Origin of the sequence: Pseudomonas sp. BF-R-30, assembly GCF_019956175.1 — a bacterium.
In the GTDB taxonomy this organism is placed as follows: domain Bacteria; phylum Pseudomonadota; class Gammaproteobacteria; order Pseudomonadales; family Pseudomonadaceae; genus Aquipseudomonas; species Aquipseudomonas jessenii.
In genome coordinates, this window is the sequence record NZ_JAHBDE010000001.1 from 70,031 (window position 1) to 96,086 (window position 26,056).

18 protein-coding genes are annotated in these 26,056 nt (G+C 62.0%); 9 read left to right on the top strand and 9 right to left on the bottom strand.

Translation table 11 applies throughout. From position 1 onward, the window contains the following. Positions 1 to 4: 4 nt before the first annotated feature. The 4 genes from KGB20_RS00220 to pvdM all read right to left on the bottom strand — a co-directional run bounded on the left by KGB20_RS00220 (position 5) and on the right by pvdM (position 5,454). Positions 5 to 1,654 carry a cyclic peptide export ABC transporter gene (locus KGB20_RS00220; protein WP_223531649.1) on the bottom strand — a complete coding sequence of 550 codons (1,650 nt, stop codon included), beginning with the start codon at positions 1,652 to 1,654 and terminating at the stop codon, positions 5 to 7. A 210-nt stretch (positions 1,655 to 1,864) separates the two neighbouring features. Next, positions 1,865 to 2,764, bottom strand: a complete 900-nt coding sequence (locus KGB20_RS00225; RefSeq protein ID WP_223531650.1) for a formylglycine-generating enzyme family protein — start codon at positions 2,762 to 2,764, stop codon at positions 1,865 to 1,867. Between the two features lie 29 nt (positions 2,765 to 2,793). Beyond that, positions 2,794 to 4,074 carry an aminotransferase class V-fold PLP-dependent enzyme gene (locus KGB20_RS00230; RefSeq protein ID WP_223531652.1) on the bottom strand — a complete coding sequence of 427 codons (1,281 nt, stop codon included), beginning with the start codon at positions 4,072 to 4,074 and terminating at the stop codon, positions 2,794 to 2,796. 30 nt (positions 4,075 to 4,104) lie between these two features. After that, positions 4,105 to 5,454 carry a pyoverdine-tailoring dipeptidase-like protein PvdM gene (gene pvdM / locus KGB20_RS00235; RefSeq protein WP_223531654.1) on the bottom strand — a complete coding sequence of 450 codons (1,350 nt, stop codon included), beginning with the start codon at positions 5,452 to 5,454 and terminating at the stop codon, positions 4,105 to 4,107. Between the two features lie 243 nt (positions 5,455 to 5,697). Here pvdM and KGB20_RS00240 point away from each other — a divergent pair, with 243 nt between their 5' ends. Further along, positions 5,698 to 7,317 carry a PvdJ/PvdD/PvdP-like protein gene (locus tag KGB20_RS00240; protein ID WP_223531656.1) on the top strand — a complete coding sequence of 540 codons (1,620 nt, stop codon included), beginning with the start codon at positions 5,698 to 5,700 and terminating at the stop codon, positions 7,315 to 7,317. 191 nt (positions 7,318 to 7,508) lie between these two features. Here the strand turns inward: KGB20_RS00240 and KGB20_RS00245 are convergent, their stop codons facing one another. The 3 genes from KGB20_RS00245 to KGB20_RS00255 are packed head-to-tail and all read right to left on the bottom strand — an operon-like array spanning position 7,509 to position 12,057. Next, positions 7,509 to 8,903 carry an efflux transporter outer membrane subunit gene (locus tag KGB20_RS00245; RefSeq protein ID WP_223531658.1) on the bottom strand — a complete coding sequence of 465 codons (1,395 nt, stop codon included), beginning with the start codon at positions 8,901 to 8,903 and terminating at the stop codon, positions 7,509 to 7,511. A gap of 7 nt (positions 8,904 to 8,910) precedes the next feature. Continuing rightward, entirely contained in the window at positions 8,911 to 10,884 is a 1,974-nt protein-coding gene (locus KGB20_RS00250; RefSeq protein ID WP_223531660.1) for a MacB family efflux pump subunit, read from the bottom strand. Further along, positions 10,885 to 12,057, bottom strand: coding sequence for an efflux RND transporter periplasmic adaptor subunit (locus KGB20_RS00255; protein WP_223531662.1), 1,173 nt, complete (start codon positions 12,055 to 12,057; stop codon positions 10,885 to 10,887). A 406-nt stretch (positions 12,058 to 12,463) separates the two neighbouring features. Here KGB20_RS00255 and KGB20_RS00260 point away from each other — a divergent pair, with 406 nt between their 5' ends. From KGB20_RS00260 to KGB20_RS00290, 7 genes are all read left to right on the top strand, one after another. After that, complete coding sequence (locus tag KGB20_RS00260; RefSeq protein WP_317850877.1) at positions 12,464 to 12,946, top strand: sigma-70 family RNA polymerase sigma factor; 483 nt, start codon at positions 12,464 to 12,466, stop codon at positions 12,944 to 12,946. 133 nt (positions 12,947 to 13,079) lie between these two features. Beyond that, positions 13,080 to 14,417, top strand: coding sequence for a lysine N(6)-hydroxylase/L-ornithine N(5)-oxygenase family protein (locus tag KGB20_RS00265; protein WP_223531664.1), 1,338 nt, complete (start codon positions 13,080 to 13,082; stop codon positions 14,415 to 14,417). 560 nt (positions 14,418 to 14,977) lie between these two features. After that, positions 14,978 to 17,692 (top strand): magnesium-translocating P-type ATPase, encoded by a 2,715-nt coding sequence (gene mgtA / locus KGB20_RS00270; RefSeq protein ID WP_223531666.1) that lies wholly within the window; start codon positions 14,978 to 14,980, stop codon positions 17,690 to 17,692. A 194-nt stretch (positions 17,693 to 17,886) separates the two neighbouring features. Continuing rightward, positions 17,887 to 18,603: an MgtC/SapB family protein gene (locus KGB20_RS00275; RefSeq protein ID WP_057713955.1), complete on the top strand. Its 717-nt coding sequence runs from the start codon at positions 17,887 to 17,889 to the stop codon at positions 18,601 to 18,603. Positions 18,604 to 18,729: 126 nt separating this feature from the next. Then, positions 18,730 to 19,131, top strand: a complete 402-nt coding sequence (locus KGB20_RS00280; protein ID WP_223531668.1) for a chemotaxis protein CheY — start codon at positions 18,730 to 18,732, stop codon at positions 19,129 to 19,131. 108 nt (positions 19,132 to 19,239) lie between these two features. Continuing rightward, positions 19,240 to 19,866, top strand: a complete 627-nt coding sequence (locus tag KGB20_RS00285; protein ID WP_154947200.1) for a response regulator transcription factor — start codon at positions 19,240 to 19,242, stop codon at positions 19,864 to 19,866. After that, entirely contained in the window at positions 19,867 to 23,094 is a 3,228-nt protein-coding gene (locus KGB20_RS00290; RefSeq protein ID WP_223531670.1) for a transporter substrate-binding domain-containing protein, read from the top strand. 3 nt (positions 23,095 to 23,097) lie between these two features. Here the strand turns inward: KGB20_RS00290 and dkgB are convergent, their stop codons facing one another. Together dkgB and KGB20_RS00300 are read right to left on the bottom strand one after the other, a co-directional pair. Further along, positions 23,098 to 23,901, bottom strand: a complete 804-nt coding sequence (gene dkgB / locus KGB20_RS00295; RefSeq protein WP_223531672.1) for a 2,5-didehydrogluconate reductase DkgB — start codon at positions 23,899 to 23,901, stop codon at positions 23,098 to 23,100. Between the two features lie 245 nt (positions 23,902 to 24,146). After that, positions 24,147 to 25,055 (bottom strand): LysR family transcriptional regulator, encoded by a 909-nt coding sequence (locus tag KGB20_RS00300; RefSeq protein WP_223531675.1) that lies wholly within the window; start codon positions 25,053 to 25,055, stop codon positions 24,147 to 24,149. A 104-nt stretch (positions 25,056 to 25,159) separates the two neighbouring features. Here KGB20_RS00300 and KGB20_RS00305 point away from each other — a divergent pair, with 104 nt between their 5' ends. Then, positions 25,160 to 26,026, top strand: a complete 867-nt coding sequence (locus KGB20_RS00305; protein WP_223531676.1) for a pirin family protein — start codon at positions 25,160 to 25,162, stop codon at positions 26,024 to 26,026. Positions 26,027 to 26,056 lie beyond the last annotated feature (30 nt).

The following is a 26,056-nucleotide window of genomic DNA, read 5'->3' on the forward strand; positions in this document are numbered from 1 at the left end:
GCGCTCAGGCGGTTGCGCGCTCGGTGACGACCCGGCCCGATTCCATGCGCACCAGTTGATCGGCCATATCGAAATAACGGTCGTCGTGGGAGATGACGATGATGGTTTTGCCCAGGCGTTTGAGGTCCGGCAGCAGCTCGGTGTAGAAGATGCGGCGGAAGGTCGGGTCCTGGTCGGCGGCCCATTCGTCGAACACCAGCACCGGGCGTTCTTCCAGCCAGGCATTGACCAGCGCCAGGCGCTTGCGCTGGCCGGTGGACAGGTCGGTGGTGGTGAAGCTGCCGTCCCTGACGCTGACCTTGTGCGCGATCTCCAGCCGTTGCAGGTAGGCGTTGGCATCTTCGGGGATGTGCTGGTCGCCCTGGACCACGTCATCGAACAGGTAGTAATCGGCAAAAATCGTAGTGAACAATTGGCGATAGTCGTCGCGATTGTGCGCATCGATGCCTTGGCCGTTGAGCTGGATCGAACCCTGTTGCGGCGCGTAGAGGCCCAGCAGCAACTTGATCAGGGTGGTCTTGCCGCAGCCGTTTTCGCCGACGATGAAAATGATGTCGCCTTGCTCGATGGTCAGGTTCACCGGGCCCAGGCGAAACGCGTCACTGCCCGGTGCGGCGGGGAAGGCGTAGCTGACGTTGTCCAGTTGCAGGCGGTCGAGCACGGTTGGCCGGATGCCGTTGTCGTTGAGCAGCAGGTGCGGCTCGGGCGAGGAAAACTGGCTCGCCAGCTCGGCGATACGGCGGAAGGCAATCCGCGCCCGGCTCACGATAGGCAAGGTGCTGACCAGATGCTCGATCGGGCCTTTCATGTACAGCAGCACCAGCACGAAACCGCTCATCACCGCTTGGTCGGCGCTCGGCCAGAACGATTGCAGGGCCAGTGCCAGGCCGATGACCACGAAGAACAGCATCGAGCCCAAGGTCTTGGCGATCACGAAGGTGTTGATCGAACGCACCTGGGTGTTACAGATGAAATCGGCGGTGCCCTGGATGCCCTTGACGAACATGCGCTGGCGGCGCGGGCGGTGGATGCGCAATTCCTTGGCACCGCCGGCAATGGCGTTGTAGTGCTTTTGCAAATCGTCTTCGGCATCGCGGGCGGCCATGAAACCCTGGATGCCCTTGCCCTGCGCATAGAACTGGATGGCGGTACCGATGGCAATTGCCAGCACCATCATCAGGAACATCGGCCACGACAACATTGCCAGGTAACCCATGCAGCCAAGGGTCACGGTCAGGGAAATCGCCAGCGGCGCGAAGGCGAAGGCGAAGTCGCTGATGGTGTCGACGTCGTGGGTCAGCACTGGGATCAGCCGGTGGCTGCGATAGCGCTCGATCTGCTCGATGGGCGCCGAAAGGACTTTCTCCCCCAGTGTTTTGCGCAGCCTGGCAATGATGTGCTGGCCAACATAGTTGGTGCCGATGTCGGAGCAGATCGAACTGCCCAGAGCCAGCAGGCACAGGCCGCCGAACAGCGCGACCACGCCTTGGGTCAGGCCGTGCGGCGAATGCAGCGCGTTATTGATGGTGGCCAGCAACACCGTCACGCTCAGGCCACCCACCATGCCCAGGAAAATGGACGCGGCGACGATCAGTCGAAACGGTTTCAACAGGGCCAGTAATTCGCCGATGGCGCCTCGGGTAGGCTGGGTCATGGCAGACAGTTCCTTGGGTCGTAAGGCAGATACCCAGTAGAACGTCTGATGGAGGGCTTAATTTAAACGGTGGGAGACAGGTGGCGGGGCTCGGTTCGCTGACAGGTAGGAGCGAGCCTGCTCGCGATGGCGGACTATCAATCAACTTCTATTGCGACAGGCAGACCGCTTTCGCGAGCAGGCTCGCTCCTACAAGGGGTGCGGGGGATGTCAGAGATTAGGCGTCAAGTCGCGTACGACGCGAAAACCGATCCAGTCGCCACGGGTTTGCGGGTCGATGTCATTGCGGTTGCCCGAGCGGGAAAACACCGGTGCTTCGCCCCAGTCGTTGCCACGGATGCGCAGGGTGTCGCAGTTCGGTTCGGTCCAGGCGCTGCCATCGGTGGGAGCGCCGACGTAGTCCGGGTGGTAGCAGTCGGCGATCCACTCGTAGACGTTACCGTGCATGTCGTACATGCCGAAGGCGTTGGGCGGGTAGCTGCCGACCGGCGAACTGTAGCTGTAGCCATCGGTGGGGCCGTAGGTGTTGGCGTGGGTGGCGATGCTGTACTCGGTGCCGGGGTCGAACGGGAAGGGGAAGGGACCCGTTGACCCTGCGCGGGCGGCGTATTCGCGCTGGGCCTCGCTGACGATGTGGTAGTGCTGGCCGGTCTTCATCGACAGCCAGGCGACGTAGGCACTGACCTCGGCGAAGTTCATGCACACCGCCGGCTGACGCGGGCTCTGTGGATAACGCGGCTTGCTGTTGATGCACTCGCGGCCGGGGCGGGTGTCGCCATCGGGCAGGGTGATTCCGGTTTCCTTGAGGTACTGGTCCCATTCGCCAGCGGTGATCTGGTAGCGGCTCATGGCGAACGGCTTGTCGAACGTCACCTCATGCATCGGGCCTTCATCAGGCTCACGGCCGACTTCGTCTTCCGGGGTGCCCATGGTGAACGTGCCGGCGGGCAGCACGACCATTTCCGGGCAGTTACGGCAATCCTTGAAGACCTTGCCCGGCAGCGGCGCCGTATACGCCTGGGCGAGGCCGGGCATGGCACTGCCGAGCAACGCCAGCAGTATCAGGGCGCCCAGGCCTTTGGAACGCCCCCTGTTCAGGATGTTTTTCATAAGGGTTCTCGCTAAAGGGAATCGGCGGTTCAGAGCTTGCTGGCCATCAGTTCCATCAACTTGTCGATGTGCGCATGGGTATTGAGCAGCCCCGGCGACACACGAATGATCGGCCCGACATCACGGTCCACGGCGTCACACACCACGCGCTGATCCATCAGGAAGTTGGCGACTTCGTCGCAGTCCTGGTTCTTGATGCGGAAGAAGGTGAAGCCGGCGGAATACTCCGGCGACAGCGGCGTGACCAGCTCCACCGACGGGTGTGCCTGCAAACGTTTCTTCAGGTAGCTGTTGATGTCGTGAATGCGCGTCGCGACCTCGGCCTTGCCCAGCTCCAGGTGCAATTTGAAAGCTTCGGTCAGTGCCCAGCGGTGTTCGAACGAGTGGTAGCCGCCGTAGGTCATCACGGTGGAAAACCGGGTGGCTTCAGAGAAGGTCGGGATGGTCGGGGTCACGTCCTTGAGCTCGTCGGAGCGGGCGCAGATGATCCCGGTGCCCCGTGGGCCGAACATCCATTTGTGGGTGCCGGCAATGAAGAAATCGCAGTGCATGTCCGGGAAGTCGACGTTCTCCACGCCGAAGCCGTGTACGCCATCGATCACGTAGAGGATGCGGTCCTTGTCGGCGCGGCCACGGTTTTTCTCCTCCACCAGTTTGCCGATCTCGCCGATGGGCAGCTTCACGCCGCTGCCGGAATGCACCCAGGTCATGCCCAGTACACGGGTTTCGGGGCGAATGTTGCGTTCAATCGCGGCCAGCACTTCGGCGGTCGAGACCTTGTACGGGTCTTCGAACAATTTGATTTTGCGAACCTGGGTGCCGTCCTTTTGGGTGCGGTATTCGAACACGCTGTTGGCGGCGTAGTGCTCGTGTTCGCTGGTGAGGATCTCCTGGTCCGGGCGCACGTGGATACCGGCGTAGATCATCGCCAGGCCTTCGGTGGTGCTGCCGGTCAGGGCGATCTGCGACGGCTTGGCCTTCAAGTAGCGACCGGCCCACACGCGCACCTCTTCTTCGCGGCGTTCGGTTTCGCCGCGATGCCAGTCCATGGCCAGGCCCGGGTTGCGATCGAGATTGGCGCGATGCATCTCGATGGCTTCACGCACGGGAAGCGGGTGCGAGGTCACCAGGAAGTTGGCGAAGTGCAGGTAGTTCGGGTCCTGCGTGAACAGTTGGCGTAACTGGTCCCATTTGTCCTTGGGCAACGGCGCGGGGCTGGCGGCCCGTGCTGGCAGGCTCACGGCGGAGGCCAGAGGGATGCCGGCCGCCAGGATGCCGGCCTGCTTGAGGAATGAACGACGGTTGGTCATGGATTCGGTTCGCTTTGGCAAAAGGAAAAATCAGTTTTTTACGACAGGCCGGGAAGACTTCTGCACCTGGTCCCAGACCCGCAGGAAGTTGCCGCCCCAGAGCTTGGCGATGTCGGCGTCGCTGTAGCCGCGGCTGATCAGTTCGGCGGTCACGTTGCGGGCCTCGCTGACGTCTTTCCAACCGTCCAGGCCGCCGCCGTCGTTGAAGTCGGAACTGATGCCGACGTGGTCGATGCCGATTTTTTTCACTGTGTAGTCGATTGCATCGCCGTAATCCTTGAGGGTGGCCTTGGGTTCTTCATCGAGGATCGAATAGAGCTGGCTGGCGTACTCGCCGAAACGCTGCTCGGGCCAGACGGTGATCACCGGGTCGCCGGGCATCAATGCCATCTCCAGACCTTGCAGCGGTTGCAGGTCGAAACGGGCGCGCAGGGCGTTGAGTTTTTCCTGGGTGGCCTGGCTCAGCGGGCGGATATAGGTGGGGAAGCCGACGATCTGCACCACGCCGCCGCTGTGCTTGATCAATTGCATTTCCGTGTCGCTGAGATTGCGCGGAATGTCCACCAGGGCGCGCGGTGCCGAGTGGGAGGCGACCATCGGCGTGCGGCTCAGTTGCGCCACTTGCTCCAGGGCCTTGGTCGACATCTGCGACACATCGATGATCACGCCCAGGTCGTTGAGGCGATGCACCGCTTGCTTGCCGATGTCCGACAGCCCGCCCAAGGCATCCCGGGAGTCGTTGAAGAACGGCAGCGGCCGCGACGAATCGGCCCAGGCGTTGTTGCCCACGTAGCTGAAGCCGAACATGCGCATGCCGCGCGCAGCCCACTTGTCCAGGGCATTGAGGTCATTGCCCAGCGGGTAGGCGTTGAGCATGCTGATGAACACCGCGAACTTGCCTTCGCCGTGCAGGCGGCGCAAGTCGTCGGGGGTGTAGGCGATGGCCACTTGATTGGGGAAGTCACGCACCATCGCGCTGATGATCTTGTAGCGGGTTTCCTGCTCAAAGCGGGCTTCGTCGACGAAGCCGGCGGTAGGGCGATGGGGCGCGTTGGGACCGTTCCAGATTTCCGGCCAGCCGAAAATCGTCAGCGCCGCCCCGGACAGACGTCCGCGACCGGTCTTGACCAGGTCGAACTGGCCTTCACCGTCTTTGTCGACTTCGTTGCCGGCGGTGCCGAAATCCATGGGCACGGTGATGTGGCTGTCGAACGAGAGGATGCGTTCCTGCAGTTGCTCGGCCTGTTTCATCACCTTGACCGGGTAGCCGGGGTTGTCCCTGAACCAGTGATCCCAGGCCGCGAAGCCTGCACCCGCGCTGATCGCCAGGGCCAGCGGCAGGCCGATGAAAAGAGCCTTTTTCGAACGTGGTTTTGTCATTGCCGTCTCAGTCAGGTTCGCCGCCCCGGATCAGGCGCAGGGGCCTTTGCTATCTGGGGGGAACGAGTGGCTGATCCAATAATTTAGGTGTTTTTGCCGGCCTCATCGCGAGCAGGCTCGCTCCTACATTGGAATGGGTTCTCCTGTAGGAGTGAGCCCTGCTCGCGATGCTTTTAAATTTATGCGGGTAACAAACGTTCTAGCTTGGATAAAGCCTGCTCCATGGCTGACACAGGTAGGGCAATGACGATTTCTCGACGATGGTTCCTCGCGGGTCTGGCGCTGACCGGTGCCGCCGTGCCGGCGGTGTATTACGGGCATCGCGAACTGACCAGGCCGGACCCGACGATCACCCCCGGCGAAGCCTCGTTCGAGGTGGCGGATGTTGCCGGCCAACGCTTGGCGGATACCTTGCGCGGGGTCTGGCAGATTCGTTTCGAAGGTCGTGACGCCGGTATCGAAGGCTTGCCCCTCGAAGGCCTGGAAGTGTTCCTCGACATCGGCCACAAGGGGCGCGGTGTCTGTGGTTATCTGGACACCGCCGAGCGTTTGCGCTCCACCGAAGCGCCCCGTTACCGGGTGCTCGGCGATCTGTCCGGGACCAACCCGAAGCAACTGGGTTGGCGTCTGCTGGGCGCCAGCGGCTGTTGCGATTACGAGTTCGACATGACCCTGGACGAGGTCTGGGCCGGTTTCGGTAATGCTGGCAGCGGCAGTCTCAGTGGACGTGTGCTGGACCTGAATCGGCCACTGATGCTGACCGCCCAGGACAATCGCTTCATCGCCGTCAAACGGGTATTCCCTGAAGCTCGCGAGCGCGCCGGCCTCAATCCGACCCTGCTCGCCTGGCTGGTATCGCCGGAGCACCGGTTGTTCCACCAGCTCTGGCATGCCTCCCGGGACAAGTGGCACAAGCTGTCCGAAGACCAACGCGGCGCCTTGCGCGGGCTCGGCTGGCAACCCGGACCGCGGGACCAGGAGCGCGATGCCCGCGGTGTGCGCAAGGATCGCAACGGTTCTGGCGTGGACTTTTTCTTCATGCACCGGCACATGCTCGGCACCGCGCGTTCGATGCAGGACCTGCCGTCCTGGACGCACTTCCCGTTGCCGCAACCGGAGCTGGCGCGGGACCGGCTCGGCTTTGCGCGTTACTTCGACAATCACGACGGCACCGCGCTGCCGCCGACCTGGCTGGCCGAGGACGATGACGAGTACACGCAATGGGTCAGCGACATCAAGACCGGCGAGACGTATCACAGCAATTTCCAGGTCTGGGAATCCCGCTACCGCGATCCGCGTTACCTGTCGACGCTGACCCTCGGCCAGTTCGGCTCGGAGGTCGAACTGGGCCTGCACGACTGGCTGCACATGCGCTGGGCTTCGGTGCCGCGTGATCCGTCCAACGGTCAGCCGGTGCCGTTCGCCCGTGATCCGGCGGACTTTTCCGCACGCTGGTTTGCACCGGAAAACGATTTTCTCGGCGACCCGTTTTCTTCCCATGTGAGCCCGGTGTTCTGGCATTTCCATGGCTGGATCGACGATCGCCTGGAAGACTGGTTTCGCGCCCACGAGCGTTTTCATCCGGGGCAGGTCAGTCGGCTGCAGGTCAACGGCGTGCAATGGTTCGCGCCGGGACGCTGGGTCGAGATCGACGACCCGTGGCTCGGCCCGAGCACCCACGGTTGCAGCACCACACCGGGGTTGCAGGCCGGCAAGTCAGTGGAAATGGACCCGGAAACCATGAAGCTGGCGTTGCGCATTACCTTTGGCGAGGACGAGACGAAACTGAAGGATTTGTTCCGCAAAGTGCCGCAGCGGCCGTGGTATGCGCGCAATCTGAAGGCTAAGCAAAGCCAGGCTTGATACCCGCGAGGGGGCATTGATGTTGAGTGTTCCTGCCCCTTCGCGAGCAGGCAATGTTGATGTTGGATGTGCCGGCCCCTTCGCGGGCAAGCCCGCTCCCACAGGGTTTTGTGTTTGCCGCATGATCCGGGCACGACACATAACCTGTGGGAGCGAGCCTGCTCGCGAAGGCGTCCTGACAGGCCCAGCAACTACAAGACTTGCCACCCACCCCCAAGCGCCTTGTACAGGGCAATACTCGCCTGCATCCGCGACAACCGCAGCTGCACGTTCAAATCCTGTGCCGCGTACAAGGTGCGCTGGGTCTCCAGCACCGTCAGCAAATCCTCGGCCCCGGCCTGATAACGGCTTTGCGCGATGTTGAACGCGGTTTGCGCCTGGCTCAGTTCTTCACTCTGCCACCCGCGCTGTTCATCCAGTCCGCGAATGCTGTTGAGGGTTTTTTCGACGTCGGCGAAGCCGTTGATGATCGCGCCGCGGTAGGTTTCCAGCAGTTCTTGCTGACGCGCCGTGGCCTTGTCGCGCTGGGCGCCGAGGCGGCCGTTGTTGAACACCGGCGCAAGCAACCCGGCGGTGAGGTTGTAGAAGGGGCTGCGCAGGATGTCGTCGGCCCGGTCGGCACCGGAGCCGATTTCGGCGGTGAGGGTCACGGTCGGCAGCATCGCGGCCCGGGCGACGGTGACGTCGGCCTGGGCCGCGGCCAGTTGCGCCTCGGCCCGGGCAATGTCCGGACGGCGGCTGAGCAACTGGCTGGGTACCCCGGCGTCAATCGCAGGCCAGGTCAGTTGATCGAAGCGTTCCTGACCCAGCGACAGCGCCTGAACCGGGCGGCCGAGCAGGGCGGCGAGGCTGATCCGTGCATCCTCGGCCTGTTGCTGCACCAGCGGCAGCTGGCGTTGCTGCGCCGCCACCAGGCTTTTTTGCTGTGCCAGTTCCAGGGCTGTGGCCGAACCCGAATCGAAACGGGTCTGCACCAGTTTCAACACGCTTTGGGCATTGGCCAGATTCAACTCGGCAATGCGGCTCTGCTCCTGCAACGACAAGGCTTGCGCGTAACCGTTGGCCACACCGCTGAGCAACGTCAGTTCCACGGTGGCCTGATCGAACTCGCTGGCTTTGAGACTGAATTGCGCGCTGTCGCGGCTGGCCTGCTGGCCACCCCAGAAATCGATTTCGTAGCTGGCAACCAGGTTCGCCGTGAAGTAGTCGACGGCGTCGTTATCGCTGTCGGCATCGAGCTGGCTGTAGCCGCTGCCGCGCAGCAATTTCTGGCGGTTGGCGTTGACCCCGGCCTTGACTTCGGGCAGTTGCGAGCCGCCGGCAATCACCGTGTCGGCCTGGGCCTGGCGCACTCTGGCGATGGCCGCGGCCAGGTCGTAACTGCCGAGCCGCGCCTGTTCGATCAGGCGACCCAGTTGCGGGCTGCCGAAGCGGTTCCACCATTGCTGGTTGTCATGGACAGCGCCTGCGGTGTGCCGGGATTGCCAGGTAGCCGGCGGCTGGACGCCGCTGTCGGGGCGCTGTGGCGGGGTGCCGCAGGCGCCGAGCAACAGGCACAGGGTTAACACACTGAGTGGCGGCTTCATCAATCGATCATTCACTGGTAAGGGCCGTGACCGGGTCGAGTCGGGCAGCCTTGCGGGCCGGCATGTAGCCGAAAACGACACCGGTGACCAGGGCGCAGCCGAAGGCACCCAGCACCGCTGTCAGGGAGAACGCGACAGCGACTTCGCTGAAAATCAGCACGCCACCGACGATCAGCGCCAGGGCAATCCCGGTGAGGCCGCCCACCACCGAGAGCATCACCGCTTCGGTGAGGAACTGGCGCAGGATGTCGCGCTGGCGGGCACCGGTGGCCATGCGGATACCGATCTCGCGAGTCCGCTCGCGCACCGTCATGAGCATGATGTTCATCACGCCGATCCCGCCCACCAGCAGCGAAATCGCCGCAATCGAGCCGAGCATCAGCGACAGGGTGTTTTGCGTGCGCGCCTCGGCCTGGATCATCGCCGCGTTGTTGGTCAGTTCGAAGTCGTGCTTGCCGTCGTGCAGGCGCAGCATCAGTTGCTCGATGGCTTTTTCGGTTTCCTTGACCTTGCGCGCGTCGGCGGCGGCGATGGCGATGTACTCGGGATTGTGGGTGCCGAACAGGCGCACGCTCGCGGCGGAGTAGGGGATGGCGATACGGTCGTCGCTGTCGGAGTCGCCGGAGCTGGCGCCTTTTTCCGCGAGCACGCCGACCACCTGGAAGGGTACGTTTTCGATCAGGATGTACTGGCCGATCGGGTTGGCCACGTCCTTGAGCAATTTGGTCCGCACCTTGTGCCCGATCACCGCGACCGCCGCGGCGTTCTGTTCATCGGCGTGGGTGAAGTAGCTGCCTTCGACCACCGGCCAGTTGAAAATCGCCGGGAAGTTGGTGTCGTTGCCGCCGACGTAGCTCATGTGATCGAGGTTGCCAAAGCGCACCCCGGCCTCCTGGCCGTTGACCGGCATGATCCGCATCACCTGGGGCAAGCTGGCAATCGCGGCGACCTCATCGAGGGTGACGATGCCCATGGGCGTGCGCGGGTTGGGTGCCGAGCCGCTGAGGTAAATGATGTTGGAACCGAACGCGCCCATCTGCGCCATCACCTGGCGCTTGCTGCCTTCGCCCACGGCCAGCATCACCACCACCGAGGCGACGCCTATGATGATGCCGAGTAAGGTCAGCGCGGTGCGGAACTTGTTGATCCACATCACTCGCCACGCCGCATGCACGGCATCGACCAATTCGCCTTTCCAGGCGCCGGTGGCTTCGGCGCCTTCGCGCAGGCGCTTGCGCAAATCGACGGCCTGCAGGGCGCCGGGGTTGGCAGAGTTTTGCGCGGTGGGATTGTCCCGGGCGCTGTCGCTGATGATCTCGCCGTCGCGAATTTCAATGATGCGTTTGGCCCGGGCCGCCACTTCGCGGTCGTGGGTGATGAGGATCACCACGTGGCCCTGGCTGGCCAGTTCGTCGAGCAGGGCCATGACCTCGGCGCCGCTGTGGCTGTCGAGGGCACCGGTGGGTTCGTCAGCCAGGATGATGTGGCCGCCATTCATCAATGCGCGGGCAATCGACACCCGTTGCTGCTGCCCGCCGGAGAGTTGATGGGGGCGGTTGCCGGTGCGCGAAGCCAGGCCGAGACGGTCGAGCAGGGCGGCGGCGCGGGCGTGGCGTTCAGCGGCTGGGGTGCCTGCGTAGATGGCCGGCATCTCGACGTTTTCCTGGGCCGAACCGGAGGGAATCAGGTGGTAGCCCTGGAACACAAAACCGAAGGCTTCACGACGCAGCCAGGCCAGTTCGTCACTGTCCAGCGCCGCGACGTTTTCCCCGGCGAAGCGGTATTCGCCCGAGGTCGGGCGGTCGAGGCAGCCGAGGATGTTCATCAGCGTCGACTTGCCGGAGCCGGAAGCGCCGACGATTGCCACGAACTCCCCGGCATGGATCGACAGGTCGATGCCGCGCAGCACATGGACTTCAGGCGCGTCGCCACCGCCGTAGGCTTTGCGGATGTCCGAAAGGTCGATCAGGGGCGTGTGCATTCAGCCGCCACTCCCGTCGATCGGGCCGATCAACAGGTGATCGCCCTCCTGAAGGCCATCGAGGATCTGCACCCGCAGGCGGTCGCTGATGCCGGTGCGCACGTTGCGCTGCTCGATGCTGCCGTTGCTGGCGACCACTTGCGCGGTCTGCTGGTCTGTCTGCGGGCCTGCCTGCAGGGCGGCGATGGGCGCGGTGAGAACGTTCTGCGCCTGACTGGCGACGAAAAATACCTGGGTGGTCATTTCCGCCATCAAGGCGTTGTCGGCGTTGTCGACGTCCAACAATACGGTGTACAGCACCACGCGGGCACTCCCGCTTTTGCTGGTGCTGGCGGGGCTGCCGCCGCCCTGGCCGGTCTGGTCCAGCGGCTTGGGCGGAACGGGGAGGATTTGCCGCACGGTGCTGGTCCAGCGCCGGGTGCCGCCGCTCAGGGTGGTGAACCAGGCGTGCATGCCGGGTTTGACGTGGCCGATGTCGGCCTCCGAGACCTCGGCCCACACGGTCATCGGCGACAGCTTGGCGATGCGCAGGATCAGCGGCGTTTGCTGCTGGGCGTTGAGGGTCTGGCCGACCCGGGCATCCAGCGCCACCACGGTGCCGGCCATCGGCGCATAAATCCGCGTGTAGCCGAGCTCCGCCTGATCGCTGCGCAGGCTGGCTTCGGCCTGGCGGATCTGCGCCTGGAACATCTCGACCCGTGCCTGGGTGGCGCGCAGTTCGGCCTGGGCGGTCTGCACGTCTTCTTCACGGGTGGCGCCGCCGGCGGCGAGGTTCTGTTGACGCTGGTATTTCTGCCGGGCCAGGTCGTGCTGCGCTCGCTGCTCCTGCAGCTGCGCCTTGAGGTTTTCGATGGAGAAGCGCCCGGCATCGAGTTTGGCCTGTTGCGTGGACGGGTCGATTTCCACCAGCAACTGGCCTTCCTTGACCACGTCGCCGACTTCCACGTGAATCTTGTGGATCTGCCCGGAGGCCTGGGCGCCGACGTCGACATAGCGCCGCGGTTGCAGGGTGCCCAATGCCGTGACGCTGCTTTCAATGCCGGTGCGGCTGACCTGAACGGTGACGAGCCCGTCGCGGCCCGGCGGGATGAACTGCCAGGCGGCGACGGCTACCACGGGGATCAGACAAAGTGCTGCAAGCAGGGCGCGTCGGGTCTGTCGGGGACGTTTCATGCAGGGTTCCGGCCTAGGGAAATCGGCCCGTCGTTCAGCAGCGGGTCGATGGCTGAACGCTGCCGGCAGGGCCGGACAGGGACGGGGAGCTGTCCTGTAAACGTAGAAAGCGCCGGGGAATTTAGGTGCTGACACAAACTAATGTAGGAGCGAGCTTGCTCGCGATGGACGTCAACGATAACGCGTGCCGTCTGGGTCAACACGTTGTCCTTGATGCCTTCGCGAGCAAGCTCGCTCCTACGGGGTTTGTGACTAAATACCAGGCAAGTTGAAGCAGTACTTTAAATCTATATGAGAATTACTATAAATTACGCGACTCGAACTGCCATTATCGTGCCACTGTTTATTTCAACGGTCACGCAAAGGGCTCAAGGACAGAAACCGCACCCCCGTGCGGACGGGAGTCATGTTGGAAAACTACTATCGTGAACTGGTGTGTTTCCTGAACGCCAGGCTGGGCAACCGTCAGGTGGCCGAAGATGTGGTGCATGACGCTTATCTGCGGGTCCTGGAGCGTTCCAGTGATACGCCGATCGAGCAGCCCCGGGCGTTCCTTTATCGCACCGCCCTCAACCTGGTTATCGACGACCATCGGCGCAACACCTTGCGTCAGGCCGAACCTCTTGACGTGCTCGACAATGAAGAGCGCTATTTCACCCCTTCGCCGCATAACGTGCTCGATCATGGCCAGCGTCTGGAAATGCTCCAGTGTGCCCTGGCGGAGTTGCCGAGGTTGTGCCGCGAGAGTTTCCTGCTGCGCAAGATCGAAGGCCTGTCCCATCCGCAAATTGCCGAGCAACTGGGCATTTCCCGGGCAATGGTCGAGAAGCACATTGTCAATGCCATGAAGCATTGCCGTATACGGATGCGACAGTGGGACACCCAGTGAGTTTGCGCGGTTAAATTTTTTTTCACGGTCCTCGTTCCTACTCAACAGACGACCTGTTGTGCGGCCCTTAGTGGGTCAGGTCACTTAGGTTCAATGCCCCGCCTTTGAGGGGAACATCCAGAGGACACTGGAAATGACACAGGCAATTGCATCGCCCCTCGTTCACGACCTGATCGGCGTCGGTTTCGGCCCGTCGAACCTGGCACTGGCCATCGCGCTGCAGGAACGCAGGGCGAGCCAGGGCGAACTGGATGTACTGTTTCTCGACAAACAGGCCGACTACCGCTGGCACGGCAACACCCTGGTGACCCAGAGCGAGTTGCAGATTTCCTTCCTCAAGGACCTGGTGACCCTGCGCAATCCGACCAGCCCTTACTCGTTCGTCAATTACCTCAAGGCCCACGGGCGCCTGGTGGACTTCATCAACCTGGGCACCTTCTATCCGTGCCGCATGGAGTACAACGACTATCTGCGGTGGGTCGCCGGGCAGTTCACCGCGCAAAGCCGCTACGGCGAAGAAGTGCTGACCATCGAGCCGGTGCTGCACAACCATCAGGTCGAGGCGTTGCGGGTGATTTCCCGCGATGCGACCGGGCATCAGCAGGTGCGCACCACCCGGTCGGTGGTGGTCAGCGCCGGTGGCACGCCACGTATTCCCGAGGTATTCAAGGCACTCAGGGATGACGGCCGGGTGTTCCATCACTCCCAGTACCTGGCGCAGATGGCCAAGCAGCCGTGCGTGGACAACCGGCCGATGAGCATCGCGATCATCGGAGGCGGGCAGAGTGCGGCAGAGGCCTTCATCGATTTGAACGACAGCTTCCCGTCGGTGCAGGTGGACATGATCCTGCGCGGCTCGGCACTCAAGCCGGCCGACGACAGCCCCTTCGTCAACGAAGTGTTTTCCCCGGAGTTCACCGACCTGGTGTTCCAGCAGCCAGGCAGCGAGCGCGAGCGCCTGGTGAACGAGTACCACAACACCAACTACTCGGTGGTGGACATTGATCTGATCGAGCGAATCTACGGCATCTTCTATCGGCAGAAGGTCTCGGGCATCGCCCGTCATGCGTTCCACACCCTGACCACCATCGAAAAGGCCACCGCCAACGAACGGGGCATCGAACTGGTGTTGCGCAACAACGCCACCGGCGAAGTCTCGGTGCGTCACTACGACGCTGTGGTGCTGGCCACCGGTTACGAGCGGCAGATGCACCGCAAGCTGCTGGCGCCGCTGGAAGAGTACCTGGGTGATTTCGAGGTCGATCGCAACTACAAACTGATCACCGATGAACGCTGCAAGGCCGGCCTCTACATGCAGGGCTTTTGCCAGGCCAGCCATGGGCTGAGCGACACCTTGCTGTCGATCCTGCCGATTCGTGCCGATGAGATTGCCGGCTCGCTGTATGAACACGGCAAGCATCGCGGGCATGGCCGGTCGGTGGTGGATTTGTTGTTGGCCACGGCCAGCTGAGTCAGTAAAGCCGCCTTCGCGAGCAGGCTCGCTCCCACATGGGTTTTGTGAACACAGGTCCATTGTGGGAGCGAGCCTGCTCGCGAAGAGGCCAGAAAGAACACCGCAAATGTTGAATCCTGAACCCTTCCTGAAGAACCCCGCGATTCCCCCCGGCAAGCTTTTATAACGGGTTTACTCTCCAAACTTCGGGGCGTAAGCTTCGCGCGTTTTCATCCATTACGGAGACCCACAGTGGGTACTTGTTCGAGTGACAGTTGTCGGCCGGTCTCGGTAACCGGCATTTTCTCGGCAAGATAACGCGCAGTCTCCTGTGCCGTTGTCTCGCCGACAAGCGAGCAGCGGCATCCTGATCATGGCCCGTCCTGGCCGTGTCCCGACGTCCCTCTCATCGACGCTGAACAGTGCGTGGTTTCGACTTGTTGTCGTGGCCGCCGCTCTATCGACACGCCTGTCATTCGTGACCGGCGTGCCAGGCCTTGCTTTGCCGGTTGTTCCGGCGCAAGAGGCGTGGACCCGCCTGCTCGACGGTTTCCCGGCTGACCAAAGGGGCACCAGCCATGAAACTTAACCTCAAGGAATTCTTCGCAGGCTTCCTGCGTAACCGCCACATCGCCCGGCACTTCCGTAGCCTGGCGTTGCTGGAAACCTTCACCGACACCACGGTCAGCCGTGAAGTCCCGCCCAGCCTGGCGCAAACCCTGGTGGCCGCTGCCGGCAGCGACACGGGTCAATTGCTCAACACCCTGGGCAGTCACACCGACGGCTTGAGCGAGCTTGAAGCCGAGGTCTTGCGCGAGCAGTTCGGCCTCAATGAAGTCGAGCACGAACAACCACTGCCTTGGTGGACGCACCTGTGGCACTGCTACAAGAATCCGTTCAACCTGCTGCTGACGTTGCTGGCGGTCATCTCCTGGCTGACCGAAGACATGAAAGCCGCCATCGTGATTTTCTCCATGGTGGTGCTCTCGACCTTCCTGCGTTTCTGGCAGGAAACCAAATCCAACCAGGCCGCCGATGCCCTCAAGGCGATGGTCAGCAACACCGCCACGGTGATGCGCCGGGACCTTGAGGACCGCGGCGCGCAGCGTATCGAATTGCCGATCAGGCACCTGGTGCCGGGCGATCTGATCGTGTTGTCTGCCGGCGACATGATTCCCGCCGATTGCCGGGTGCTCAGCGCCAAGGACCTGTTCGTCAGCCAGGCTGCCATGACCGGTGAATCGATGCCGGTGGAAAAGTTTCCCCGCCAGCAGGACCGTGACACGCTCAATCCCCTGGACCTGGACAACATCCTGTTCATGGGCACCAACGTGGTGTCCGGCACGGCCATGGCGGTGATTCTCACCACCGGAAACAGCACCTATTTCGGTGCCCTGGCCCAGCGAGTCGGCGCCACCGACCGGGCACCGACTTCGTTCCAGACCGGGGTCAACAAAGTCAGCTGGCTGCTGATCCGCTTCATGTTCGTGATGGCGCCTCTGGTGTTGTTCATCAACGGTTTCACCAAGGGCGACTGGACCGAAGCGCTGCTGTTCGCGCTGTCGATCGCCGTGGGCCTGACCCCGGAAATGCTGCCGATGATCGTCACCTCGACCCTGGCCAAGGGCGCGGTGTTCCTGTCGCGCAAGAAAGTCATCGTCAAACGCCTCGACGCCATCCAGAACTTCGGCGCCATGGACGTGCTGTGCACCGACAAGACCGGCACCCTGACCCAGGACAAGATCTTCCTGGCGCGCAACGTCGATGTCTGGGGCCATGACTCCGATGACGTGCTGGAAATGGCCTACCTCAACAGCTACTACCAGACCGGCCTGAAAAACCTGCTGGATGTGGCGGTGCTCGAACACGTCGAGATCCACCGTGAACTGAAGGTCGGCACGGCGTTTCGCAAGGTCGACGAGATCCCGTTCGACTTCACCCGCCGGCGCATGTCGGTGGTGGTCGCCGAGCGCGATCAACCGCACTTGCTGATCTGCAAGGGCGCGGTGGAAGAGGTGCTGGCGGTGTGCTCGCGGGTGCGTCATGGCGAAGTCGATGAGGCCTTGACCGAAGAACTGCTGGCGCGCATCCGTCAGGTCACGGCCACGTTCAACGCCGAGGGCCTGCGGGTGGTTGCGGTAGCGGCACGGCCAATGGTCGAAGGCCGCGATACCTACAGCCTGGCCGACGAACAGGCACTGACGCTGATCGGTTACGTGGCATTTCTCGATCCGCCGAAAGAAAGCACCGCACCGGCCATCAAGGCCCTGGCCGCCCATGGCGTGGCGGTGAAAGTGCTGACCGGCGATAACGAACTGGTGACGGCGAAAATCTGCCGCGAAGTCGGCCTGGAGCAGCAGGGCCTGCTGATGGGCAATGACATCGAACGCATGAGCGACGCCGAACTGGCGAAAGCCGTGGAGACCACCAACGTCTTCGCCAAACTGACGCCCTCGCACAAGGAGCGCATTGTCCGTCTGCTCAAGGGCAACGGCCATGTGGTCGGTTTCATGGGCGACGGCATCAACGACGCCCCGGCCCTGCGTACTGCCGACATCGGTATTTCGGTGGACAGCGCCGTAGACATCGCCAAAGAAGCGGCCGATATCATCCTGCTGGAAAAGAGCCTGATGGTGCTGGAGGAGGGTGTGCTGGAAGGGCGCCGGACCTTCGCCAACATGCTCAAGTACATCAAGATGACCGCCAGTTCGAACTTCGGCAACGTGTTCTCGGTGCTGGTGGCCAGTGCGTTCATCCCGTTCCTGCCGATGCTGCCGATGCACCTGCTGGTGCAGAACCTGCTCTATGACATTTCGCAGATCGCCATTCCGTTCGATAACGTCGATGACGAAATGCTCAAGCAACCGCAGCGCTGGCAGCCGGCGGATGTCGGGCGCTTCATGCTGTTTTTCGGGCCGATCAGTTCGATCTTCGACATCACCACGTTCGCCTTGATGTGGTACGTGTTCGATGCCAACACCCCGGATCACCAGACCCTGTTCCAGTCCGGCTGGTTCGTGGTCGGGCTGCTGACCCAGACGCTGATCGTGCACATGATCCGCACGCCGAAGATCCCGTTCCTGCAAAGCCGCGCGGCCATGCCCTTGCTGGTGATGACCGGGCTGATCATGGCCGTGGGGATTTTCCTGCCGATGGGACCGTTGGCCCATTACTTCAAATTGCAGGCGTTGCCGTCGCTGTATTTCGTGTTCCTGCCGGTGATCCTGCTGGCGTACATGGCGCTGACCCAGGCGGTGAAGGGGTTCTACATTCGCCGGTTTGGCTGGCAATAACAGTGGCTGTCACTGCGACCGCATATAACTCTGTGGCGAGGGGGCTTGCCCCCGTTGGGCTGCGAAGCAGTCCCAAAACAAAGCGACGCGAACGATCAGATAGATTGAGTTGGCAGGCTTTGCGACTGCTGCGCAGTCGTACGGGGGCAAGCCCCCTCGCCACAGGGGATCGTGTGTTTTTCAAAGGATTCATCATGCAAGCACTGAACAACCTCAACCTGACCTCCCTGCTCGACACCCTGGTCAGCCTCAGCGCGGCCTTCATCCTCGGTGGCCTGATCGGTTTCGAGCGCCAGTACCGGCAGCGCACCGCCGGCCTGCGCACCAACGTGCTGGTGGCGGTGGGCGCGGCGATTTTCGTCGACATGGCCAACCGTCTCGCCGGTGCCGAAGGTGCCGTGCGGGTCGTAGCTTATGTAGTTTCCGGCATCGGCTTTCTCGGTGCCGGGGTGATCATGCGCGAAGAGGGCAACGTACGCGGTCTCAACACGGCCGCCACGCTCTGGACCTCGGCGGCAGTCGGTGCCTGCGCCGGTGCCGACCTGCTGGCCGAGGCGTTGCTTGGCACCTTGTTTGTGCTCGCGGCCAACACCTTGCTGCGGCCGATCGTCAACAACATCAACCGTCAGCCGCTGGATGTGATTTCGGCGGAGGTCACCAACATCGTTTATGTCATTGCCCGACGCACGCAGCAGAAAGCCGTGCTGGCCTTGCTCGAAGCCGAGCTGGAACGCAGCAACTACCCGGCCAGCGATGTCGATGTGCACGCCTTCGGCACGGATGAAATTGAAATCGAAGCCACCCTGGCCACCACTTCGGTCGATGGTGATGAGCTGGATGCGCTGGTGGCACGGATTTCGACCTCGACCCTGGTGGTGCAGGCGTTCTGGAGTCCGAGTACCACGGAGTAAAGTCCAAGAATTCCCTGGCAGCGTCAGACTAACCGGCATTTATTTAGGAAAATTCCTACATAAACCCAGGAAGGTCTTCCGTAGGCTTTGCGACCTCTTGAAATCGACATCCTTTTGGAGGTCACCATGCCGAACAAATCCTTGCGCATCCTGATCGCCGATGCGCAGCACTTCAACCGCCTGCGGATCGAGCGGCTGTTCAATCAGCTCGGCTACTTTCGCGTAGCACCGGTGCAGAGCCTTGACGAGCTCCTACCACTGGTGGAGTACGGTTGCGAGCCTTTGGACCTGGTGCTTATCAACGGTGCGATGGCCAGTGAAGGGCTGGACCTGTTGAGTTTCTTTGCCGACAACCCGCAGGTTCATCACGCATTTATCTTCAATGAACAGCAGACGCCGTTGCCGCCAGTCGCGGGCAACGTCCAGGTCAGCCGGACTGCCCTGCCTGACCTGGCGTGCATTACGCAGCTGATGAGAGCTGTCGATCGTCGGCTACCGTTCGTCGGAACTGTCATTTCTGTCAGGTAGTTCTTTCCAGCCTTCCATGCAAAAGTCTATGCGCAGCGTTGTGTCCAACCGCTGCGGTGCCTGGAGGGCATTTTTTGCCCGATCGTGTTGGTTTGCACGGGAGATGTCATGAAGTCAGCACTGATTGTGGAAGATCATCCGGTGGTTCGCTCCATGATCAAACTTGTACTCAATGGCGAAGGGTTCAAGCGGATTTACGAGGCCTGCCGTGGCGATGAGGTCTTGTCGTTGATCCGGGGGCATAAACCGGATGTCGTGCTGCTTGATCTGGGCCTTCCCGGTGTGGCGGGGCTTGAGGTGATGGACCGTATCAAGACCGAAAAGATGCGATGTCGCGTGGTGGTGTTCACCTCGCTGGAGGCCCAGTTCTATCAGGACCGCTGCATGCGTGCCGGGGCTGTGGCCTATGTTTGCAAGAGCAAGGACCTGGATGACTTGAAGGCGGCGGTGAATTGCGTGATGGCCGGCTACACCTACTTCGCTCAGATTCCCTCGAGCTCCGTGTCGATGGGGGAGTTGCAACGCAGCGAAAAGCAGTTGATCGACAGGCTGTCCAATCGTGAGTTGACCATTCTGCAGTACCTGGCCCGGGGGTCGAAAAACCTGGAAATCGCCGAGATCATGCACCTGAGCTACAAGACCGTCAGTACCTACAAGACCCGACTCACCCTCAAGCTCAACGTGAGCTCGTCGGTGCACTTGAGGGATTTCGCCCTGCGCAATCATCTGATCTGAATGAACGCACTCCGACGACTGGCAGGTGGGGTGCTGATCGGCCTTCTTCTCTGGGCATCGACGGTCTGTGCGCAACAGTCGTTGACCCTGTTGGGACGCTCGAGTGTCGAAGGCCTGAGCGTCAGGTTGTCGGAAACCGAGTCGCGCTGGCTACAGCAAAAGGGCCGGTTGGTGCTGGCTGTCTCGGCGCCGGACTATCCCCCCTTCGAGTTCAACACGGCGGGCAAGGTGTTCGAAGGCCTGACAGCCGATTACGCCGGCTTGCTCGAACAATTGCTGAACGTCGTCATTGAGGTCCAACGTTATCCGTCGCGGGCCGACGCGGTGCAGGCCATCAAGGAAGGGCAGGCAGACCTGCTGGGAACGGCCAATCGATTTGAAGCCGAAGATCCACAGTTACAGATGTCCAGCGCGTACGCGGTCGATCAACCGGTGCTGGTCACGCGCACCGATTTCCCTCCGGTGCTCGACCCGACACTGGCCGGCAAGCGGCTGGTGATGCTGTATCACTACCTGCCCGAATACAGCGTGCAACAGTTCTATTCCAGGGCGCAGGTCCAGCTGTTTCCTTCGACATTGGCGGCGATGGGCGCCGTGGCTTTCGGCCAGGCCGATGTCTACCTGGGCGATGCGATCAATGCCCATTACCTGATCAGCAGAAATTACCTGAACAACGTGCACCTGACGGACTTCTCGCCCATGGAGTCCGGGCGTTTTGCCTTTGCGATGGCCCGCGATAACGATTCGCTGTTGCGCATCGTCAACAAGGCGCTGGCGGCCATCACCACCAATGAACAAATGAACATCCTGCGTCGTTGGGGGGCAAACGGGGTGTCTATCCCCGGCACCCAGTCATTGCAATTGAGCGTGGCCGAACAACGCTGGCTCGAACGCCACCCACGGGTGAGGGTCGCGATCAACGAAAACATTCCGCCGATTTCATTTGTCGACAGCGAAGGCAAGTTCCGCGGTATTGGCGTCGATGTGCTGACGAAAATCAGTTTGCGCACCGGCTTGCAGTTCGACATCCGGGGCATGAAATCGGTGGCCGAGATGATGAACGGCATCAGGAGCGGGCAGATCGATGTGCTGGCCGGTATCGGCCTCAGTTCCCAGCGTGAAGATCAATTGCTGTTCACCCGGGCGTTCCTGAGCAGCCCTTCGGTGCTGGTGACCCGCGTGGCCGCGGACAGCCCCAGGACGCTGGATGACATGGCAGGGCGAACCCTGGCACTGACCCGGGGCAACATTGTCGGCGAGTACCTTCGCCAGCATTACCCGCTGATCCAGCTGGTGGATGCACCATTGTCGACGGACGCCATGGAAATGGTCGCCCAAGGCAAGACCCACGGCGGCATCAACTCCTTGATCAGCGCCCGTTACCTGATTTCCCGGCAGTATCGCGATCGCCTGCAAGTGACCAGCACCGTGGGCACCGACCCTGCACGAAGCACCCTGGCGACCAGTCGCGAGGCCACCGAGCTGCATTCGATCCTGGACAAGGCGCTGTTGAGCATCCCTCCCGAAGAAATTGACGAGCTGACCCAGCCCTGGCGCTATGACTCGATGGTCGAGCAGAGTTACTGGTTGCGACACCGGCAGGCGATCGTGAAGGCGTTTGCAGTGGCGGGTGTCTTGCTGTTGCTCGCGTTGGCCGGGATCGTCTGGCAGCGGCGCCAGATTCGCCAGCGTCAGCAATTGCTCGGACAACTGCAGGAAGCCAAGGACGCGGCGGACGACGCCAACCGGGCCAAGACCACGTTCCTGGCCACCATGAGCCATGAAATCCGCACGCCGATGAACGCCTTGATCGGCATGCTCGAACTGGCGCTGAAACGGGCCGATGAAGGGGAGACCGACCGCGCCGCCATCGAGGTGGCGTCCAACGCCGGGCAGCAGTTGCTGGATTTGATCGGCGACATTCTGGACGTCGCGCGGATCGAATCCGGGCATTTGTCGCTGGCGCCGGAGCGGGTCAATCTGCGGGCGCTGGTGACGTCGGTCTGCCGGGTTTTCGAAGGGCTGGCGGTGCAGAAGAATCTGCAGTGGCGGGTCGAATTCGACGAACACAGTGACTGTGACGTGATGCTCGACCCCACGCGCTTCAAACAGGTGCTGTCCAATCTGCTGAGCAATGCGATCAAGTTCACCCGGGAAGGCCAGGTGAAGCTGACGCTGGGAGTGCGACCTCAAGCCCCGGCGCACCTCGCCGTCAGCGTACAGATAGAGGACAGCGGCATCGGTATCAGCGCTTTCGACCAGCAACGCCTGTTCAGCCCTTTCGTGCAGGCGGGCAACAGCCAGCAGAGTGCCCGGCAAGGATCCGGCCTGGGCCTGGTGATCAGTCGTACCTTGTGCGAAATGATGGGCGGCCGGTTGCAACTCGACAGTCAGCCTGAGCATGGGACGCGGGTGGACATCAGCCTGGTGCTGCCCGCCCTGCAAGCGTTACCCGCGGGGGGCAAGCCCCTGGATCCGGCGCAGCTCACGACCCGGGCGTTGTCGATACTGGTGGTCGACGATTATCCGGCCAATCGCCTGTTGCTCTCGCGGCAGCTGAGCTACCTGGGCCATCGCGTGGTGCTGGCTGAAGACGGGGCGCAGGGGCTTGAACAGTGGCGCGGGCAAGGGTTCGATCTGGTCATCACCGACTGCAACATGCCGGTGCTCAGTGGTTACGAATTGGCGGGTGCAATACGTGAGCAAGAGCGGGTGCAGGGGCTGTCGGCGACGCTGATACTGGGCTTTACCGCCAATGCACAGGCCGAGGAGAAGGTCCGATGCCAGGCGGCGGGCATGAACGATTGCCTGTTCAAACCCATTCGCCTGGTGGATTTGCAGGCGTGGCTGGCCCAGCGGTTTGCCAGCGCACCCTCCGCGCCAACTGACGACCATGGCGTCGCCGAATTCGATTTGAGCGGGCTGGAGCGCTTTGCGGATGCGGACCGTGAGCTGATCGATCAACTGTTGCACGATCTGGCGCTGAGCAACCGCGAGGATCGCGTGCATTTACTGGCCTTGCATGCCGGCGGTAATCGCCCAGGCTTGCAGGAACTGGCACACCGGATCAAGGGCGGGGCGCTGATGGTGCGAGCGCTTGCCCTGGTCGAGTGTTGCGAACAGCTGGAGCAGGCGTGCAATGACGGCCGCGGGGCAATGATCGACGACGCCGTCGACCAGTTGCAACAAGCCATGGCCCGCCTGGACCGGCATCTGGAGCAGGATTGAGGCTCAATCCCAGTTCGGTGCGATGCCTTTCGGGCTGGTCAAGCGGTGGCCGCGATCCAGCGTTGCGATCAACGCCATGTCGGCTTCGCTCAAGGTCAGTTCGCGAGCCTTCAAGTTGCTTTCAAGGTTGGCCCGGCGAGTGGAAGACGGGATCACGGCGTAACCCGATTGCATGGCCCAGGCCAGGGTGACCTGCGCCGGTGTCGCGTGCAGACGTTCGGCGATCTGCTGGATGAGCGGATCCTTGAGGACTTCACCGTAAGCCAGGGTCATGTACGAGGTTATGCCGATGCCCTGGCTGCGTGCGAACTCGACGACCTCGCGGTTTTGCAGGTAAGGGTGCAGTTCGATCTGGTGGGTGGCGATGTGCTCGGCACCCGTGGCGGCGATCGCCTGTTTCATCAGGTCGATGGTGAAGTTGGACACGCCGATCTGCCGGGTCAGGCCCAAGTGTTTGGCTTCGAGCAGGGCGCCCATGAATTCTTCGACCGGCACCTGATCGTCCGGCGACGGCCAGTGGATCAGGGTCAGGTCCAGGTAGTCGGTCTGCAGTTTGCGCAGGCTTTCTTTCAAGCTGTCGATCAGACGATCACCGGCCAGGTTGGCGACCCAGATCTTGCTGGTGATGAACAACTCTTCCCGGGCGATGCCGCTGGCGGCGATAGCCTCGCCGACGTCGGCTTCGTTCTCGTAGATTTGTGCGGTATCGATCACCCGATAGCCGAGCGCCAGGGCGGTGCTCACCGAATCGATGACCACCTGGCCTTGCAGGCGAAAGGTACCCAGGCCGAAAGCGGGAATAGACATTGAAGACTCCAGAGGTTGCAGTGGGAATGGGCGGCAGTATCCGCGCCTGCATCCGTGAGAAAAACCGCTGGATTGGCAAAGCAATGTTTACCGAAAGTCATGAATCATCGGCAGATTGCGGCATTGATGGTGTTTGTACCGGCCTCATCGCGAGCAGGCTCGCTCCCACATTTGGAATGCATTCCCCCTGTGGGAGCGAGCCTGCTCGCGATAGCCATCACTCGGTCCAAAGCCTTACCCCGCCCTTAAGCAATATCACTGCGGCTGAATTCTTCCCCGAGAAAATCGATCAACGTGCGCACCGAAGGCAGCAGGCCCCGACGCGAAGGGAAGATCGCATGGATGACACCGCTTTTCGGTGTCCAGCCCGGCACCAGTTCCACCAGTTGCCCGGCAGCGATTTCATCGCGCACCACCACGCTGGGCAGGTGCACGATGCCGATCCCGGCGACCGCCGCATGGCGCAAGGCCAACAGGTCATCGGTGACCATGCGCGGTGCATGCCGGATCATCGCGGTGCTGCCATCGGCGCCAAACAGTTCCCACTGATATTCACGCTGCGCCGCGCCCCAGTGCAGGCTCGGCAAGCCGCTGAGGTCGGCCGGGGAGGCCGGTGTCGACAGGCGCGATAAAAAGGCCGGGCTGCCGACCACGCTCTGGGTGCTGTTGCCCAGCACCTTCATCACCATGTCGGTGTTTTCCAGCGGGGGGAAACGTACCCGCAGGGCAATGTCGAAGCCCTCATGGATCAAATCGACCCGGCGGTTGGTGCTCTCGATGAACAACTCCACCAGCGGGTACTTGAGCATGTAGCGGGTCAGCATCGGCCCGACCCAGGAATTGAGCAGCGCCGTCGGGCAACTGACACGCACCAGGCCCTGAGGCTCGGAGCGATTGCGCTCGATCAGTTCGGCGGCGCTTTCCGCTTCCACCCGCATGGCCAGACAGCGCTGGTAATAGGCCTGGCCGATTTCCGTCAATGAGCAATGCCGGCTGGTGCGGTGCAGCAGGCGCACGCCGAGGCGTTCTTCAAGCTCGGCAATGCGTCGGCTGAGCTTGGACTTGGGCATGTCCAGTGCCCGGCCGGCCGCGGCGAAACCGTGATGCTCCACCACTTGGGTGAAGTAGTAGAGGGTGTTGAGGTCTTCCACCATCGTTCTCCAAATAGAACGCTAAAGCTGATTTTTGCAGTCTAGCGCAGCAAAGATCACGGTTTTAAGCTTTGTCCATGGCTTCACTCACCTCATCAGGAGACACCATGAAAAACATCATCGGTATCTACACCAGTCCACGAACCCATTGGGTTGGCGACGGTTTTCCGGTTCGCACGCTGTTTTCCTACGACAGCCTGGGCAAGCACATCAGCCCGTTCCTGTTGCTGGATCACGCCGGCCCCGCTGAATTCACCCCGACCAGCGAGAGACGTGGCGTTGGTCGGCATCCTCATCGTGGCTTCGAAACCGTGACTATCGTTTACAAGGGCGAACTGGAGCACCGGGACTCCACCGGCAGTGGCGGCAAGATCGGCCCTGGCGATGTGCAATGGATGACCGCAGCCTCGGGGATCCTGCATGAAGAGTTTCACTCCGAAGGTTTCGCCAAGAGCGGCGGCACCCTGGAGATGGTGCAACTGTGGGTCAACCTGCCGGCCAGGGACAAAATGGCCGACCCCGGCTACCAGACGATTCTCGACCGTGACATCCCGGCCATCCCCTTGAAGGACAACGCCGGCAGCCTGCGCCTGATCGCCGGAGAGTTCGATGGCCACAAGGGCCCGGCGCGCACCTTCACCCCAGTCGACGTGTGGGACATTCGTTTGAATGCCGGCAAGTTGCTCACCCTTGACCTGCATGAAGGGCGCAATACCGCGCTGGTGGTTCTGCGTGGCACGGTTCAGGTCAACGGCCTGGAATCGGTGCGCCAGGGGCAACTGGCCCTGTTCGACCGCAAGGGCGATCAGGTGAGCCTCGAAGCCAGCGAAGACGCGGTGGTGCTGTTGCTCAGCGGCGAACCGATAGACGAGCCGATCGTCGGTCACGGTCCGTTCGTGATGAACACCGAGCAAGAAATCCACCAGGCCTTCGCCGACTTCCAGTCCGGTCGCTTCGGCCGGATGCACGCTTAGTTCGCAACGCTTTTACACCCGACTCTACAC